At 41.0% G+C, this 16,090-nt stretch carries 14 protein-coding genes and 1 pseudogene; 11 read left to right on the forward strand and 4 right to left on the reverse strand.

Annotation, left to right across the window (positions count from 1 at the left end):
• Window positions 1-159: 159 nt before the first annotated feature.
• Window positions 160-623 (forward strand): annotated as a pseudogene (locus NLX82_RS18970) (recombinase family protein); the annotation flags it as partial.
• Between the two features lie 260 nt (window positions 624-883).
• Here the strand turns inward: NLX82_RS18970 and NLX82_RS18975 are convergent.
• From NLX82_RS18975 to NLX82_RS18985, 3 genes are read right to left on the reverse strand one after another with little or no spacing between them, the layout of a single operon-like run.
• Window positions 884-2,161 (reverse strand): MFS transporter, encoded by a 1,278-nt coding sequence (locus NLX82_RS18975; RefSeq protein WP_023986843.1) that lies wholly within the window; start codon window positions 2,159-2,161, stop codon window positions 884-886.
• A gap of 53 nt (window positions 2,162-2,214) precedes the next feature.
• Window positions 2,215-2,694, reverse strand: a complete 480-nt coding sequence (locus NLX82_RS18980; protein ID WP_028541114.1) for a GNAT family N-acetyltransferase — start codon at window positions 2,692-2,694, stop codon at window positions 2,215-2,217.
• 55 nt (window positions 2,695-2,749) lie between these two features.
• Window positions 2,750-3,601 carry an MBL fold metallo-hydrolase gene (locus NLX82_RS18985; RefSeq protein ID WP_053324553.1) on the reverse strand — a complete coding sequence of 284 codons (852 nt, stop codon included), beginning with the start codon at window positions 3,599-3,601 and terminating at the stop codon, window positions 2,750-2,752.
• 188 nt (window positions 3,602-3,789) lie between these two features.
• Between NLX82_RS18985 and NLX82_RS18990 the strand changes: the two genes are divergently transcribed.
• Complete coding sequence (locus NLX82_RS18990; RefSeq protein ID WP_231517152.1) at window positions 3,790-4,719, forward strand: LysR family transcriptional regulator; 930 nt, start codon at window positions 3,790-3,792, stop codon at window positions 4,717-4,719.
• A 1,289-nt stretch (window positions 4,720-6,008) separates the two neighbouring features.
• Here NLX82_RS18990 and NLX82_RS18995 read toward each other — a convergent pair.
• Window positions 6,009-8,537: a helix-turn-helix domain-containing protein gene (locus tag NLX82_RS18995; RefSeq protein ID WP_254348758.1), complete on the reverse strand. Its 2,529-nt coding sequence runs from the start codon at window positions 8,535-8,537 to the stop codon at window positions 6,009-6,011.
• A gap of 132 nt (window positions 8,538-8,669) precedes the next feature.
• Between NLX82_RS18995 and NLX82_RS19000 the strand changes: the two genes are divergently transcribed.
• From NLX82_RS19000 to NLX82_RS19040, 9 genes are all read left to right on the forward strand, one after another.
• A complete protein-coding gene (locus NLX82_RS19000; RefSeq protein WP_023986848.1) occupies window positions 8,670-9,053 on the forward strand; it encodes a tautomerase family protein in 384 nt (127 codons plus the stop codon).
• Between the two features lie 49 nt (window positions 9,054-9,102).
• A complete protein-coding gene (locus tag NLX82_RS19005) occupies window positions 9,103-9,738 on the forward strand; it encodes an FMN-dependent NADH-azoreductase (protein ID WP_023986849.1) in 636 nt (211 codons plus the stop codon).
• A 161-nt stretch (window positions 9,739-9,899) separates the two neighbouring features.
• Complete coding sequence (locus tag NLX82_RS19010) at window positions 9,900-10,217, forward strand: hypothetical protein (protein WP_053324556.1); 318 nt, start codon at window positions 9,900-9,902, stop codon at window positions 10,215-10,217.
• A gap of 18 nt (window positions 10,218-10,235) precedes the next feature.
• On the forward strand, window positions 10,236-10,919 hold the full coding sequence (locus NLX82_RS19015; protein WP_053324557.1) for a metal-dependent hydrolase: 684 nt from the start codon (window positions 10,236-10,238) through the stop codon (window positions 10,917-10,919).
• Window positions 10,920-11,061: 142 nt separating this feature from the next.
• The gene (locus NLX82_RS19020) at window positions 11,062-11,631 is read left to right on the forward strand and encodes an ATP-grasp domain-containing protein (protein WP_280782116.1); all 570 of its coding nucleotides are present in this window, start codon (window positions 11,062-11,064) and stop codon (window positions 11,629-11,631) included.
• A complete protein-coding gene (locus NLX82_RS19025; RefSeq protein ID WP_053324559.1) occupies window positions 11,607-11,798 on the forward strand; it encodes a hypothetical protein in 192 nt (63 codons plus the stop codon). The genes NLX82_RS19020 and NLX82_RS19025 overlap by 25 nt, the downstream gene beginning before the upstream one ends.
• 893 nt (window positions 11,799-12,691) lie before the next feature.
• Window positions 12,692-13,390: a response regulator transcription factor gene (locus NLX82_RS19030; RefSeq protein ID WP_023986855.1), complete on the forward strand. Its 699-nt coding sequence runs from the start codon at window positions 12,692-12,694 to the stop codon at window positions 13,388-13,390.
• Window positions 13,391-13,392: 2 nt separating this feature from the next.
• Window positions 13,393-14,853: a HAMP domain-containing sensor histidine kinase gene (locus NLX82_RS19035; RefSeq protein ID WP_254348759.1), complete on the forward strand. Its 1,461-nt coding sequence runs from the start codon at window positions 13,393-13,395 to the stop codon at window positions 14,851-14,853.
• A gap of 3 nt (window positions 14,854-14,856) precedes the next feature.
• Window positions 14,857-16,002, forward strand: a complete 1,146-nt coding sequence (locus tag NLX82_RS19040; protein WP_209940915.1) for a hypothetical protein — start codon at window positions 14,857-14,859, stop codon at window positions 16,000-16,002.
• The last annotated feature ends 88 nt before the right edge of the window (window positions 16,003-16,090 follow it).

Below are 16,090 nucleotides of genomic sequence, written 5' to 3' on the forward strand. Positions count from 1 at the left end.
GCTTCTTAGAGTGGTTTTGTGAGTAACCATTATAGCTGAGAAATGTAATTAATAAATGAAATTTTATTTAATATATGTTTTGGACAGAGTGGGGGCCTTGACTCATCAGAAGTACCGATGGATCAAGGCCTTTCTACTTTAAATGGTGATGATTAATAATTTGGAGTGAACGAAATTGTAAAAGGAGAAAATTAGTGGTGTTTCTAAACAGAAGCATCAATTGGGTGAACTTCTTTCCAAGATAGCTGCCGATGATACCTTAGTTGTGACTAGAATGGAAGGTCTTGATCGAAATACTGACAGTTGTTGCAGCTGGTTGAACAACTTCGTGAAAGAAACATACATTTTATTATCTTAAACTTAGGAATTGATACAAGAACACCTACTGGTAAATTCTTTTTAACTGTTATGGCAGTATTCAGTGAGCTAGACCGAGAAATGATTAAAGAAAAGCAACGTTCGGGGATAAAATTGGCTAAGCAAAAGGGAAAATATCAAGGAAGGGTAAAAAAAATACAGATAAACACCCAGGAATGAACCATGCAATTGAATTACGAAAAACAACAGATAAAACTGTAAAGGAAATTTGTACTATTACAGGGGTTAGTCAGGCAGCGTTTTAAAGGAAATAGAGGAAAAAGGGGTATAATAACTGGGGATTATTTTATATGTGGCCTCTCAATCCCCGAATCGTTTCCGTACCCCTCTTAGGAACTAACTACAGGTATTGAACGAATATATTTCATATCCAGTTATCTCCTTGCCATTGTTAAATATTATTTTACTATCCAAAGGAATAATATAAATGGGTATGTTGGAAAGCTGATTAACTAACCAGCCAATGACCGATCTGTCTGAAAAATCCCTTCAGTTTCACTCAGTACTAGTTTCCTTTTGCTGTATTAATATTGTTTGACATGAATCCTTTTGTAATCACAGTCGCTAATAAAAAAATAAAACAAATATTTATATTAAATATAATAACTAATTTACTAAATAATGCTACACCAATACTCATACCGATAAAATTGCATAAATTATAAACACCAATACTTATTTTCTTGGATTCTTTCAGTTCCAAATCTAATAAATTATTTAAAGCAACTTGTACAACAGAAAAGGCAGTGAAGCAACAAACACTTGTTAAAATGTATACTATGCCTATTTTTGAGTTAAAAATACTAATTAAATAACCTATGAAAAAAATATATAATCCTATTCTATAGAATTTTTTCACATTTTTATTAGTCATATTCTTCCCAATCCCTATACTTGCAAACCCTCCTATTAAAGCACTTATAAAAAATAGGATTCCAGACTGTATGGGATTAAAAGTATAAGAAAAAATATAAGAGAGAAGAAAAACATTTGCTCCTAGCAAAAAAAATAACAAAAAACTAAGACTAGTTATTCTAACAAAAATTGTATTATTAAATATTTTTTTATCAATAATTGGGTAAGAAACGGTATTGATATGGCGAATGAATACTAGGGAAAATAAACTACAAAAAACAATAAAAAGAAAATTAATGTTCAAGGCACATAATAAAAAGAGAATACATAATAATAAATAAAACGTCCCTAACCAATCAAATGGAGTCTTATTTTCTACTTTATTTTCTGGAAAAGTAAAATATAAAATTGGTATAAAAATTATTGCACAACTCATAAATAAAAATAACATATGCCAATCCGTTATGGATAGAATAATACCACTCAGTAAAGGTCCTAAACCTGATCCTAAAGCCATAGCAAAGCTTATAAAAGCAAGACCTATCGGTAATAATGCTCGATCAAGTACATCTATAATTGCAACCATTGTCAGTGAAATAAAGGCTGCCCCTCCGACTCCTTGTGCCATTCTAGATAATACAAGTAAATAAAAATGATCCATAAAAAAGCCCAAGATAGAGAAAAGAACAAAGATAACTAAAGCAAATAGATATAGTTTTTTTAATTGAATGCTTTCAGCAAGCTTACTGTATATTATTGAACCTACTGTAACCATAATTGAATACCCTAAGATAAACCAACTGCTAAAAGATATAGAAATATTTAAGTCTTTAGCAATTGGTACAAGAGCTAAATTAAAAAAGAAACTATTCATTACTCCGAGTAATACAGTACTTAGTAAACAAAACAATATAATCTTATTCTTCAAAGACAAACCCTCCGTTTAACTATTCCATAAAAATAAGACCTTCTTTCCTTTTGTTATAGTTCTAATAGAAATATAATTGAATTGCGGTCAGGATAATCATATTTAATTGGCAAATCTTCTTTATCAATCTCTTTAAATCCAGCCTTTTTATAGAAACCGTGTGACCTAGTGGCTTTAGATGGGGTATCTAAAATTATCTTAGAAAAACCTTGTTTCTTAGCAAAATCAAGCAGTGCTTCATAAAGCTTTTTTCCTGTCCCAAATTCTTTACCACGGTAGTCTTTATAAACAAAAAATTTCTTTAATACAGCAACCTCCTTATTTTTTTTTTGCAAACCAATTGAACCTACGACCTCTCCGTTATCATTTAACGCTATCCAAAAATTACCGCCATCATTTATATAATTTGAATGAATGTCCAGAATGTCCGGTTGTTCTTTAAGACTAATACCCACTTCATATTCGACATTCTGTACATGCAATATTAATTTAATGACTTCTTCTTTATAACTATCATCGTAAACCGTAATCATTTATTAACTCCTCCAACCGTGTTTATTAAAAGAATGCTATTATATATACCTTTTATTAAGATTTCGCTGCTTTTGCTGCTCCCCAAAGTGCACCTGGATTAGCTCTATTTGGATAGAGTTCTAACATCTTATGGTAGAGCTCCTGTGCTGTTTCCGTTATTTCATTCAATCGGTTAAAATCTCGGATGTAATTTTGTGTCTCGGCGATAATTTTGGGATTATCTTCATTTTCGGGTTTCTTATGTCCAGCAACCACTGCACGTGGTTTTAGTACCTCAAGTTTGTCGAGCACAGCTATCCACTCAATTCGAGTTTCGTTAGTGGTTTCAGCCAAGTAAAGATGAATGTCGTTATAAGTTGCATCCCCTGAAACGATTAAATCAATTGATGGGACGTGTAGAGACGTTGTATCTCCAGTATCAGTAAACCCAGTATTCACCACGATAAGTTTTTGTCCTTCTAGCTCGAACTCACTTCCTTCAAGTTCCTGAGCGACGACTAGATCCTCAGGTATCTCACCAGGAAAGAGTTTATGCCAGAAAGATTCAGGAGATATTTGTTCTTGCATGGCTTTGACAGCACCTGGAGTTGCTATCGCTCTTGCATCAGGGAAACGATCTAAAAGCATCTTTATACCAAAGAAATGATCACCATGACCATGAGTGATATAGATTGTGGTTAAGTTTTTACCACTTTTGACAACCCAATCTACCAATGCTTGATTTTCTTTAATAGTAAGAAATGTATCAATGAGGACTGCGTCTTGTTCACCATAGATAAGCGTGACCGTATTTGCCACCCACTTCAGCAATTCTTGTCCTTCTGGTAAATCTCTACTGAGACCTTGACGCTTTGACACTAACACATCCCAGTTTAGGGGATTTTTTTTGATTTTAACTTCCGTCATGTCATTTCTCCTCCCTGACTATTTAGCGTTGTAAATACCTTAATTAAAAGGTACGTCCAGAATGGTTTTCACATAATATCCTTCTGTTTTCAAATTTCCTTAAGATTAACCCGGAACTAATTGTTAGTAAAATTGAAATTCGAGAAGTTATCCATTGATTTTTTTGATACTATAGAAGTGAGATTAAATTGAAAGTTGGTGAACTGATGGAAATACGTCATTTTATTACATTTAAAAAAGTTATTCAATTTGGTAGCTTTACACAAGCAGCAGAACATTTAGGTTACACTCAATCCACGGTCACTTCTCATATTCAAGCACTTGAAGAACATTTGGGTGCACCTCTATTTGATCGGATGGGTCGAAAGGTAAGATTGACTGATATAGGCAAGAAATTATTGCACTATACTCAAGAAATTTTGGATACTTACGGGAAAATCGAAAGCATTGTAAATGATGGTGATGAAATAAGAGGCGAGTTAAGGATTGCTGCTCCTGAATCTTTAACGGTTTATCGACTTGAACCTATATTAAGAGAATATAGAAATAAGTTTCCCCATGTAAGCATCATTCTAAGTAACGCTACTTGCGGAGATAACAAGAGAGCAATACTTAACGGTAGTGCAGATATTGCATTTCTTATGATGCCAACGTTTCAGGATTCAGATTTAATCGTACATTCTTTATTGGACGAGCCTATTGTCCTTGTTGGAAGTCATGACAACCCGCTGAATGTTTTAGATCAAAGCTATGAAAACCAAAAGTTAAACGAGTGTTTGATCACGAATGAGAAAGAATGCAGTTATCGAACCATGTTTGAAGAATATCTTCGAGAAAGAGGAATCTTACTTTCCAACACGATGGAACTTTGGAGTATTGAGGCGATAAAACGTTGCGTAATGAGTGGGCTGGGTATTGCTTGTTTACCATTAATAACTGTAAATAATGAAATCAAGGATGGAAGGTTAAAGGTTATTCCTTGCAAAGGTGATCTTAAACAGATCTCAGCCCAAGTTGTTTATCATAAAAACAAGTGGATTTCCCCCGCTCTATCAAAGTTTATCGATATTACATTGAAACACACAAGAGACTGGTCACGAGAGGAAATTATTTGTTAAGGCAACCGGAGGCCTGAGTTTCATTTTCTCCTCCATAATAGCAGCTTAAAGCATGAAAAATAGGCAAATGATTCAGACTCAAGCGACCCTCATTTTGAAATCTTAATACCTATAGCTAAACCATAAACGGTTTTTCTTGAAACGGGCGCTGTAATGGAGTAACGAAAAAAGTCTTATTTCCCAGCATTTATTGAAAAATCAGGCTTTTAATATGAGGATTTCCTTAACGTTGTAATTCCGCATTTTCCTGACGTTACCCCGTAAAGAAATATTAGAAAAGGTAAAGACGGGCACACAACTTTATTGTATCCGCACAGGGGGAAATAATTGTAGTTGACTCGCTAGTACACAACTTTATTGTTCGAAGAAAGTGGTGTCATATTAAATAAGAAAATTTTTAGATTAAACGAGAAAATTATCATAATTGATGTTCGAAGAAAATAAAGTTGCAGACTGGAGTTGCTGATTTTACGCGATTGTCCATTTCAAAGGTCGTCAGCTTTTGAGAAATATGTTTTTCGACTGATCCGACAAATGCAACAGCGGCAGATAAGGAAGCGAAAATAAAATCCTAGACTGGCCGCTGTTGTGGTCAACATTCAACATCGTGTCCCGTTAGCCAAATAACACTGCAGTTTGTAAGAGAGCGTCCAGCCGCTCTGGGTCTATGTTCTGCAGCGACGCCCCAATCTCATGCATGTGGCGCCTTGCTTCCTCCAGCTTGGCGACAAGCTGCTTCTTGCTCTCTGGCTGAGGAGGCGTATATTGTAGGTCGGGGTAGTACCAGCGAAGCTGTCACAGCCCGTAAAGTAAACCAGTGAAAAGTCCGGTTTTTGTTGGTATCGTAACCATAGTTCTGCTGTGCACTCGTTATTCTGGTTCAACGTGGTTTCCAAGGCGCAAATTGAATTACTTTCATCATATGAGAGGGCTCAAGAAAAAAGATTATTCGAAGTTTATATCTTTAATGCTTTATTTTCCAGTGAATCAGGATTATTAACAATTTTAGTGCGAGGTAATGACCCGTCTGTACTTCTGAAAAAACTGTTAGCGAGGGTGCACCTTCAGTGATTCCGACCTGGATCAGTTCTGGTTACCTGACTTGCGGAAACAGAATCTTTTTCAACACAACATAGGTATGCTCGTTTTGCTTAATGTTGTGTTATGGCGACTTTTGTTGTTATCAAAAAATCCCTTTGGCCACAAGCAAATGAATTTCATCACTTTGTAGTTCAAGGGGGACAGCGTATGGTTCGTCTAGTTTATCTATTCATTCGATTGGCAACCCTCTATATCTCCAAAGCGTAGGCAAGCGCTTGAGCTTGGGTCATCTCTTTCCCTTTGTTCCACCATCTATACCATTCCTGTTCCTGCAAACCCTGCTGAATGGCGCTTACACTCTTACGATGTTCGTCAGGAAAATTGGGTATGCTACCCTCATCATAGGCTTGACGACCTTTCTCGGCTGCTCCAAGAAGGATCGCTGCATCGGTCAGCGCTCCCTGAGCGCATAAGGTAATCCCTAACCCCTCAATTCCTCGGGAGAGAACCCAGGACCCTCGATATATTTGGCTTGCGGCAATGCATTTCTTGAAATATTCGATTGATTGATCCAGCTTCCCGAGTTTCAAAGCGGTATACCCAAGACATTCATAGGGACCGGACACTTCCCACTGATCCTGTACCGTTTCAAAGAGATGTACACTTTCTCTCAGCAATACGGAAGCATCATTGTATCGGTGCTGTTCCAGCCGTATTTTGCCGTATGCATGCAGAGAAGAGGCAAGATTCCATGAGTCATGAGCGCTTCTCGCCAAGTCTGCACTCTGCTGTACAACCGTTTCCGCTTCCTCGATACAATTCTGCTTAATGTGGAGAAAAGCGAGCAAACGCAGGGATGAGGCTAACAGGGAAATCTCTTGTTGTTCACGGGCAATTTCCACACTTCGTGTCGCTGCTTCCATAGCTGTTTTTGTATGGCCCTGTATAAATTGAATAATACTCAATCCATGCCACGCTTTGGCTGAATCCGTACGAAAGGCATGGCTTTCTTCTTCCGTGTACAGAAATCTCTCCAACCAAAACAACCCATCTTTCAACCTGCCTTCGTGAAGCCAGAACCAATACAGATGCGCCGCCATATGAAGACCACTAGGACGGACCTGAACACTTGAATAAGACCATTGAAGTGCAGAACGCAGATTGGCATATTCCCGTCTTACCGCCTCGATGCAGGACTCACGTTCAATGCTCCGAAATTGGGATTCAGCCTGTAGAAGGTACTTCATGTAATACCTCACATGACGCTCATAGAGAGCATCTCGCTTGCGATCATCGGATTCTTCACGGAACTTGTCACTCGCATATTCCTTGATGGCCTCCAGCAGAAAATAGCGAATGGAGCCATAGTGCGAGCTGATTTGTGTAGAGACTAGAGACTTGTTAACTAGGCTCGACAAGAGATCAACCACGTCTACCACAGTTATGCGGTCTTCCCGATCGGGTATGTCTGGTTCACAGATGCAGATTCCTTCCACCGCCTCCAGTGTGAAACCTCCTTCGAATACACTAAGCCGTCTTAATAAAAGACGTTCCCTGCCCGTAAGTAGATCATAGCTCCAGTCAATTGTTGAACGTAACGTTTGGTGCCGGGGCGTGGCTGTTCGTTTGCCTACGGTCAGCAGGGTCAGCTGATTCGTCAGACGTTCTTCAATCTGTTCCAGGGTCAGCATATTCATTCGTGCCACAGCAAGCTCAATCGCTAACGGGATGCCCCCAATTTTCTTGCATATCGAAGCAATCCGTTTCAGATGGGGAAGGGAGACCGCAAAATGGGGAGCCTGAATGCTGGCTCGTTCCAGGAACAGTTGTACGGATTCATAGTTTATCAATTCCGTTTCGGAAAGTTCATCCAGTGTGACTTCATCCACGGGAAAAGAAAGCGGAGGGATTCGGTAAACATACTCTTCTGCAATGTTAAGTGGCTCTCGACTGGTCGCCAAAATGGATAACTCTGGTGCCTCTGCCAGAAGAGACTCGGCCACCGTGGCGATGACATCAATGAGATGCTCACAATTATCGAAAATAAATAGCATATTACGGTTGATTGCCGTTTCCAGTACAACTTGTACATCGGGCTGGCTCCCTTGGTTTGACAGCCCCAGCGTGGATAAAAGAAACGGACCCACGTCATGCGCTTCACTGATTGCACCAAATTCAAACATCCAGATGCCTTGCGGAAAACGTTCCGTAAGCGTCGAAGCCAGTTCGACAGCAAGGGACGTTTTGCCGATTCCACCAGATCCAATGATGGAAACTAGCGCGTGGTGAGTTAACTGCTCCGCCAAGGCATCTCTGGATTGATGTCGTCCAACAAAGGTGGATGGCATCTTCCGTAATCGGGCTGGTGCCGTGACCGTGGTACCTCGCTTTTCTTTGCCTGTCTCCGGCTGTATAGCTTTGGTTGTCATCAGCGTATCAAACCAGGCCTTATCAAAATCCTCAAACTCGCGTCTCGTGGCTGAACGCGCTTCCGATAAACGCTTTACAGCCATCCAAAGCTGTTCAGCTTCCTGGCGAGGATCTCCCTTCAGAAACAACCCTTCTTCCCAAAAAACCTGAATAATCTGCTTGAGGTTTCCGATGCTGGGTAGACGATCTCCACTTTCCCATTGCTGTACCGTCCTTGGATCAACACCAACCCGCTTCGCCAGATCCACTTGCCGCATCTTTTTTGACGTCTCTCGTCTGGAAGGTCTCGTACGAATTTTTTTGATCCATTCATGGGGCCAATCTTTTGCGTATTTACTGTCATCCATTCAATCACCTGAATTTCATAGTTTGAGCAACTTGAACACACGAACAAACACGAACTTATGTACATTCGTGCTCTGGATTGTAGCAGATAAAATAATCCATATCAACATAAACAAAACAAGGAGGTAACACTGATGCCTTTAACTCGCATTGTTACACTGAAGGGTCGTCCGAGTAAAGAGAAAACGCAGATCGGGGAAGTTGTCTTGCAAACTGTCGTGGATAAACTGCATGTACCTGCAAACGATCGGTTTTTGATTATTGAAGAACTGGATCGCGAAAATTTGAGTTTTGATCCAACGTGTCTCGACATTGAAAGAAGTGATGGATTTCTTATCATTCAAATCACTTTGAACATCGGTCGTTCTGATGAAGTGAAAAAAGATTTTTACGCGGCACTTGCCGAGCAGTTGCATCAGAAGATTGGTATTCGTAAAGAGGATGTATTCATCAATCTTATTGAGGTTACGAAAGAAAACTGGTCGTATGGCAATGGTCTTGGTCCATTCCTCGCCTAACTCATTACCCATCATAAATTTCGTTTATATAAGAAAGGAAGTCATAACCATGTCAACATTATTATATATTACTGCTCACCCTGGTAACCCGGAAGCATCCTACAGCCTTGCTGCCGGCGAACAATTTGTACAAGCTTATCGCGAAAGCCACCCACAGGATGAGGTTATTCATGTGGATCTGTATCGACGCAACATTCCGTACATTGATGCTGACGTATTGGAAGCGTGGGGCAAGCTGCAAACGGGCGGTACGTTCAATCAACTGACAGTGGAACAGCAGCAAAAAGTAACTCAGTTAAATGAACTTCTGGAGGAGTTCGTGACCGCAGACAAATATGTGTTCGTGACACCGATGTGGAATTTCTCATATCCTCCGGTGATGAAAGCATACATTGATTCCTTCTGTGTCAGAGCTAAAACATTCAAATACACCGAAAACGGCCCGGTCGGCCTGCTCAAAAACAAAAAAGCGTTCCACATCCAAGCTAGTGGCGGCGTGTACTCCGCAGGTCCTGTCGCTGATCGGGAGAACGGCAGCCGTCACCTGAAAACCGTACTGAATTTTGTGGGAATTACTGACGTGGATCATCTATACATCGAGGGTATATCTTCAGCAGGAGAGCGTGCGCCTCAGATCAAAGCCGAAGCCATTGGACAAGCACGTACAGCAGCGCAAAACTTCTAAGCAATGATGAAGCATGTATCGTAAAACATGTTTGCATACATCTCCGGCTCACGTTTGTCATTCAAAATCTGTTCGGTACGTCTCCGCAGCTATTCAGCATACTGTTTGCCCTGAACGGACTGGGACTAATCATTCCAGGTCAGATTACAGGGCGACTGTCAGTGAGCATTAGCGGGCAAACTCTGTTTATAAGCGAAATTACGCTGGCAACTGTGAGTGGTTTAATCTTATTCATTGTGCTGATCAGTGGTGGGAGACTGTATGCCGTTTGCACCCCTCTATTTTTCACCGTTTCCAGCGTCGGTATCGTAACCACAACCGGTTTCTCCCTTGCGATGCAAAACTATGTACAAGCGGCACCTTTGACCGGCCTCGGTGGGGGTAAATCGGCCATACCCATGGGCCTAATTATTGTGTTATCCAACATGGTTGCGTTTTATATGATCTTCACCCGCAGAAAACCCGGCAACAATCAATGAATTCAAGGAGGAAGCATAATGAAGGTGACCTATCATGGACATTCTGTTGTAAAAATTGAGACCCTCGGGAAAATCATTCTGATCGATCCGTTTATTACAGGGAACGCCAATACGGACCTGGATGCATCCACGGTAAAGACGGATGTGATTCTGTTAACCCATGGGCACGGCGATCATGTGGGAGATACCGTAGAGATTGCCAAACGTAACAACGCGCTGGTTATTGCTTCGGCAGAACTGGCGGACCTGCTCGGATGGGAAGGCGTACGTACACATGCAATGAGCATCGGCGGAGCGTATACATTTGACTTTGGGAAAGTGAAATTGACACAAGCTTTTCATAGTTCAAGTCATGTATACAAAGAAACAAAAACAATTATTTATACGGGGATGCCCACGGGAATACTGTTTTCCGCCGAAGGCAAAACGCTGTTTCATGCCGGGGACACAGGCCTGTTTTACGATATGAAGGTGATTGGAGAACGCAATGCAATTGACCTGGCTTTTCTACCCATCGGGGACAATCACACTATGGGTCCAGAAGACGCCGCAGTGGCTACAGAATGGCTTCAGGCCAAACAGGTTGTACCGATCCATTTCGACACGTTTCCGTTCATTAAGCAAGACCCCCATTTCTTTGTTTCGTTACTGCCGACCGGGGTAGGGGTAGTTCTTGAAGCTGGTGAGGGAATTGAACTTTAACGCTGATCATTTTGACTTTATCACGAAATAATCGGCCGAAAACAAGAAAACAAAGAAGTCCATCTTATACGATTATCAAGAGATATTTTTGAATAGCCCAGTAAGGTAGGGGGGGATTTCAATTATCCGCTCTTTCGAACAGATTGAAGACGCGTTGCGTCATAGCACACAGCAGGATGAATATATATTGGATGGTACGCTGGTGATTGAGGAGTATATAGACGACGGGGAAGAATACAGCGTTGAGGTGCTAACGACTAATGGAAGGCACGAAGTGCTTGCAATCACAACCAAAGAGGTGGTAATGCCTTATTTCATAGAGGCTGGTCACCTGTTACCCGCACCTTTGAAAATGGAAGATCGAGAGGCTATTCAAGAAACGGTATGCAGTTTACTCACTTCCATTGGACATCTTGAAGGCCCCTCACATACAGAAATCAAGCTACGGCGAGGCATACCGTACATTATCGAGTCTCACACGATACGGTGGCAATCAAATTTGGGATATGGTTCGGCTAACCACAGGCGTAAACATGCAGCGTGCTACCGTGTGTCATTTGCTCGACATTCCTTATGTGAAAGAGAAGGTGAAATATCCGTTCTGCTGCATAAAATTGTTGCTGCCACAAGTGGAAGGAAAGGTCGTCATTATGAGCGTCAATGGAGTAAACGAGGCGGAGCATATGGATGGAATCCATCGAATCCAGTTTAGATGTAGGAGAACACTCGGAGCTCGTCCCGGCGACTAGCAACAAAAACTATATAGGATATTTTTTGGGAGGGGGGAGTACCCCCGAAGAAGCAGCGGCATCGGTAGAGCATGCGCTTTCATTAATCCGAATTGAAACAGCCTCCATCCAGCAGGTTCAATCTATCTGAGCACAACTTGCACGAGACTGTTCATTTGTATCGGGTCTGCCCAAGGGCAGACTCTTTTTTTGTACAAGAAAAAGTCCATCTTATAATCGTCAGCTTGGTTTTTTTTGTGAAAATATGGTCCAAAGGTCCTTTGTTCTGAACCAATTAATAAAAATATATAAAAAAGATAGAGAATTCCTTATCAAAGATATTGGATTTTGGTACTCAATTTTATTGTTTATCGCACAAATTTTAGTTGACTCGCTAGTACACAACTTTATCGTCCGAAGAGAGGTGTCATATTTAATGAAAAAATTTTCAGAATAAACGAGAAAAATCATCATAATTGACAAAGAAGAAGTTATACAAATTATTGATTGTATAAATACTCATTTTTAGAGTTGTGGATATTCTCATGAAATATGAAAATTAGGGCAGATCTAATAACTTCGAGTCAATGAGTTCTCATTAATTATGAAAATGATCCTCAAATAATGCATGTATTCTGCTGTTGTTTTCTCATTAATTATGACACCACACATGTGAGTAACTATTAGAAGAGGAATTACTAAATAAAAATTATCTGCAATTATAATTAAGATTAATTGTAGTATGCACCGAGTCTAAACGGGAGAAATAGTTTGTTTAATAATTACTAGTTTGTAAGATGTCATACTTGTTGGAAACATGTGATGATATTTTCCTTGAATTTATTGGATCGCTAAAGCAGCCTCCTTTTGTTTCCGAATATTTCATAGCTCTCTATGCTGTAATCAAAACCATGCGCAGTCATTTGCGCGTGGTTTTTTACGTAAAAACATTTACAATATACATTTGATTGTTTTCCCCTGAATGATTAATATAATGGACAATGTCATAAACCTGCCGTATTAAAAATAGAGATGAGGATTGCTATGAATAAAGCAAAGATTCTTATTATTGAAGATGATGCCCCGATTGCCGACTTGCTTTCGTACGGGCTTTCTATGGAGGGGTTCCAGACACGCACAGCGGCCAGCGGAGCAGCGGGAATGCATGAGTTGCAGTCGTTTCAGCCCGATTTGCTGCTGCTGGATTGGATGCTGCCTGACCAGAGCGGTCTAGATATTTGCAAAAAGGTGACTATGGACTATAACATACCGATTTGCATGATTACGGCCAAATCGGATATTACCGATAAGATTCTCGGCCTTGAATTCGGTGCCGATGATTATATTACCAAGCCTTTTGATCTGCGCGAAGTTGTTGCACGCATTCGAACCATTTTGCGCAGAGTGGAGCAGGCGAGCAGCCCGGACAGGGAAGAAGCCGCGAAAGCCGTCATTAGGTTTGAAAATATTGAAGTGATCGAAGAAGAACGGCTTGTCCAAAAAGAGGGCCGTCCCGTTGAATTGACCCCCAAGGAATTTGACCTGCTTATGATGCTGGTTAAACATCCGGGCAGAAACTTTACACGTTCCGAACTGCTTGATCTGGTATGGGGTTATCATTTTGCCGGAGATACCCGTACGGTTGATACGCATATCCAAAGACTCCGCAAAAAGCTGGATGCCACTGGATACATTACTACCGTCTTCGGAATCGGGTACAAATTTAAAAAAATGGGTGGATAAGTATGATACGTAAAATCAGCATCAAATTTCTGATCGGTTTTTTTCTGATTTTTTCGTTTTCTTTTGTCGTACTTAATCAGACAGTCAAGGAATTTATCTGGACAAGCAATCAGAATTTGGTTACCTCCGAACTGGTCGGACTGAAAAACAATAGCAATGTGTATGTGCGCCAGGCTTTCCTGATTAACCATTTCAGCAGCAATGAGCTGTATTTTGGAGAGATTGCCAGGGAGATAGCAACTGATCTGAACCATACCACGGACAGCAGTGTTGGCGTATATACGGTGAAAGGCAAATTGCTTTATGCCCCGGACAGCTCCTTATTTCAGCAGCAAATGCAAAGCGATCTACAGCAGGCGATTGATGGCAATACAGCGTACAGCATTACTTATGATCGTAATAAGACGACTGTCCTTTTCTCCTATCCGGTTGTTATAGACGGTTCAAAGGTGGGCATACTGCGTTTTTACAAAGATTTCAGCTCACTCTACGAACAAACCGGACAGATTCGGCAGATTACTCTCTATATTGCCTTGGCGATTTTTGCGGCAGCCTTTCTGTTTTCCTATATTCTTTCCAGGCATATTACCATCCCGCTGACCAGACTGACGCAAGCATCCACCGAGGTGAAAAACGGGAATCTGGATATCCGCCTTCATTTTAAACGCAGGGATGAAATTGGCCGATTGGCCGAAAATTTTAATGATATGATTGATCAAATTAGTAGACAGATTCATATTATTGAGAAGGACCGGGACCATTTAAAGCAACTTCACCAGCAGGAAAAGCGCTTTTTTGACAATATCACTCATGAACTGAAAACGCCGTTAACCTCCATTCTGGGATATGCAGAGCTGATCAGGCTGAATGGTGAGAAAGATCGTGCTTTTTTTGATAAAGGAATGAATCATATTATCGAGGAGAGCAGGCGCCTGCATGCGATGGTGCTAAAACTGCTGGAAGTTTCACGCAAAAATATCATGATCAATGAGCTTGATCGGGTGGATATCGGGCTGATCCTACGGGACGTGTGTGAATCGATGGTGATCCGGGCACAGCGCTATAAAAAGACCATCGAATATGAGATTAGTGAGGAATTGATCATGTTGGCCGATGGGGACAGAATCAGACAGCTGTTCATCAATTTGATAGATAATGCAATAAAATACAGTTTGCCGTTTTCGGCAGTATCGGTAAAAGCGGTGCGGTCAGAAGAAAAGATCCGCTTGATCTTCAGCAATCCAAGCGATCCGATTGAGGCAGAACATCTGTCACGCTTGTTACAACCATTTTATCCGGCTTATTCCGACAGCGCGGAAGAAGGCAGTGTAGGCTTGGGGCTCAGTATTGTGAAATCCATCGTTGAAGAATTGGCAGGTTCCATCATGATTACAAACGAGCATAATGAAACAATCGTAACGGTGGAATTTAAAGCTCTGGAAACCGCGGGGAACGGAGAATGAATAATGGGCAATAAATATAAATATTTTGTAATGCTGCTGGTCGTATCTGTCGTGGTATTACTGCTGTCAGGATGCGGTTCAGAACCAAAAACAGAGACCGTCGTCATCGCCGACAGCAATGAAGTTTCCAGTGCCGATCAAAGCTCTCGGCCGTTTCAGGTCCAAAGAATATATCGGCTTCCGGATCGTTTTGTGAATACGGGTCAGCTGCTGGGCTGGTCGTCTGCAGATGCTGTCATCGCTTCGTTCGGAGCCATGACCATACTGAAGCGAGGCACGCTGGAACGTTTAACTTATCCGTATGAGCAGAGCAAGGCCATACCCGGAATCGGCAATGTAACTTCCAATACTATACTTTCTCCCGATGGTAAATATATTTGCGAATTTTCTCGTTCTTCCTCGGAGACAACCTTAAAGCTTATTTCCTTGCAGGATGGCAAAGAAAAGGAAATAGACAGGATCAGTACCAGAAACGATTCTTATGTACAATATGTTTCCTGGTCTGCCAACAGTTCGTATATCGGCTACCTGGTAGAAAACCCGGTTGATAATGGAGCTGATAGCCTGTACATCTACGATATGGGGGCTCAAACTTCCAGCAAATATCAGTTAAAAGGTATCCTAAAGGGAGACACGCTTTTGAGTGTTAACCTTGCAAATGATGGTCGCAGCGTACTGCTGCAGTTATTTCGTGCAAAACAAGGTCAGAAAAAGGTGTTAACCATGGGGAAGGTTTCCGGGAAGAATATTGAGTTTCAATACGAGCGTCAGTTTGGTGGAGATTCAGTAGCCTGGATGAATAACGACCAGTTTGTGTTTCTCGGAACGGATAGTTCATTGTACGAATATGATCAGCGAAACGGAGAGCTCTCCGTCATTCTGGAAAAAGTGCTTGATTTTGAATTCTCGCCTGACAGGAAAAATATCGCATACACCGTGTATGATCAAAATGTCACTTACGTAGGCAAGGTGCAAGGAAGAAATATAATGTACAACGAACCGGTGTATCGCGGAATTTTGCCGACGCATATGTACTGGAATCCGAACAATAAAAGTGTACTGCTTCAAGGACAAAAGCAATTGGATTCCTCGCAGACTGCGCCAACAGATTCTCCTAGCAAGGAGTCATTGATCATTGAATTGAAATAGTGATTAGGATCGCCATATTTGTATATGTCAAAAACCTTATTTCGGTTGTTCAGCCGGAATAAGGTTTTTCTTTTTGCAACCGTTGTGA

The organism is Paenibacillus sp. A3M_27_13 (assembly GCF_024213315.1).
In the GTDB taxonomy this organism is placed as follows: domain Bacteria; phylum Bacillota; class Bacilli; order Paenibacillales; family Paenibacillaceae; genus Paenibacillus; species Paenibacillus polymyxa_B.

Bases quoted from the DNA above. Each gene is read 5' to 3' on its own strand.
- NLX82_RS18980 (WP_028541114.1), bottom strand. From the start codon at position 2,694: ATGATTACGGTTTACGATGATAGTTATAAAGAAGAAGTCATTAAATTA.
- NLX82_RS18985 (WP_053324553.1), bottom strand. From the start codon at position 3,601: ATGACGGAAGTTAAAATCAAAAAAAATCCCCTAAACTGGGATGTGTTA.
- NLX82_RS18995 (WP_254348758.1), bottom strand. From the start codon at position 8,537: ATGGATGACAGTAAATACGCAAAAGATTGGCCCCATGAATGGATCAAA.
- NLX82_RS19000 (WP_023986848.1), top strand. From the start codon at position 8,670: ATGCCTTTAACTCGCATTGTTACACTGAAGGGTCGTCCGAGTAAAGAG.
- NLX82_RS19005 (WP_023986849.1), top strand. From the start codon at position 9,103: ATGTCAACATTATTATATATTACTGCTCACCCTGGTAACCCGGAAGCA.
- NLX82_RS19015 (WP_053324557.1), top strand. From the start codon at position 10,236: ATGAAGGTGACCTATCATGGACATTCTGTTGTAAAAATTGAGACCCTC.
- NLX82_RS19025 (WP_053324559.1), top strand. From the start codon at position 11,607: ATGGAATCCATCGAATCCAGTTTAGATGTAGGAGAACACTCGGAGCTC.
- NLX82_RS19030 (WP_023986855.1), top strand. From the start codon at position 12,692: ATGAATAAAGCAAAGATTCTTATTATTGAAGATGATGCCCCGATTGCC.
- NLX82_RS19035 (WP_254348759.1), top strand. From the start codon at position 13,393: ATGATACGTAAAATCAGCATCAAATTTCTGATCGGTTTTTTTCTGATT.
- NLX82_RS19040 (WP_209940915.1), top strand. From the start codon at position 14,857: ATGGGCAATAAATATAAATATTTTGTAATGCTGCTGGTCGTATCTGTC.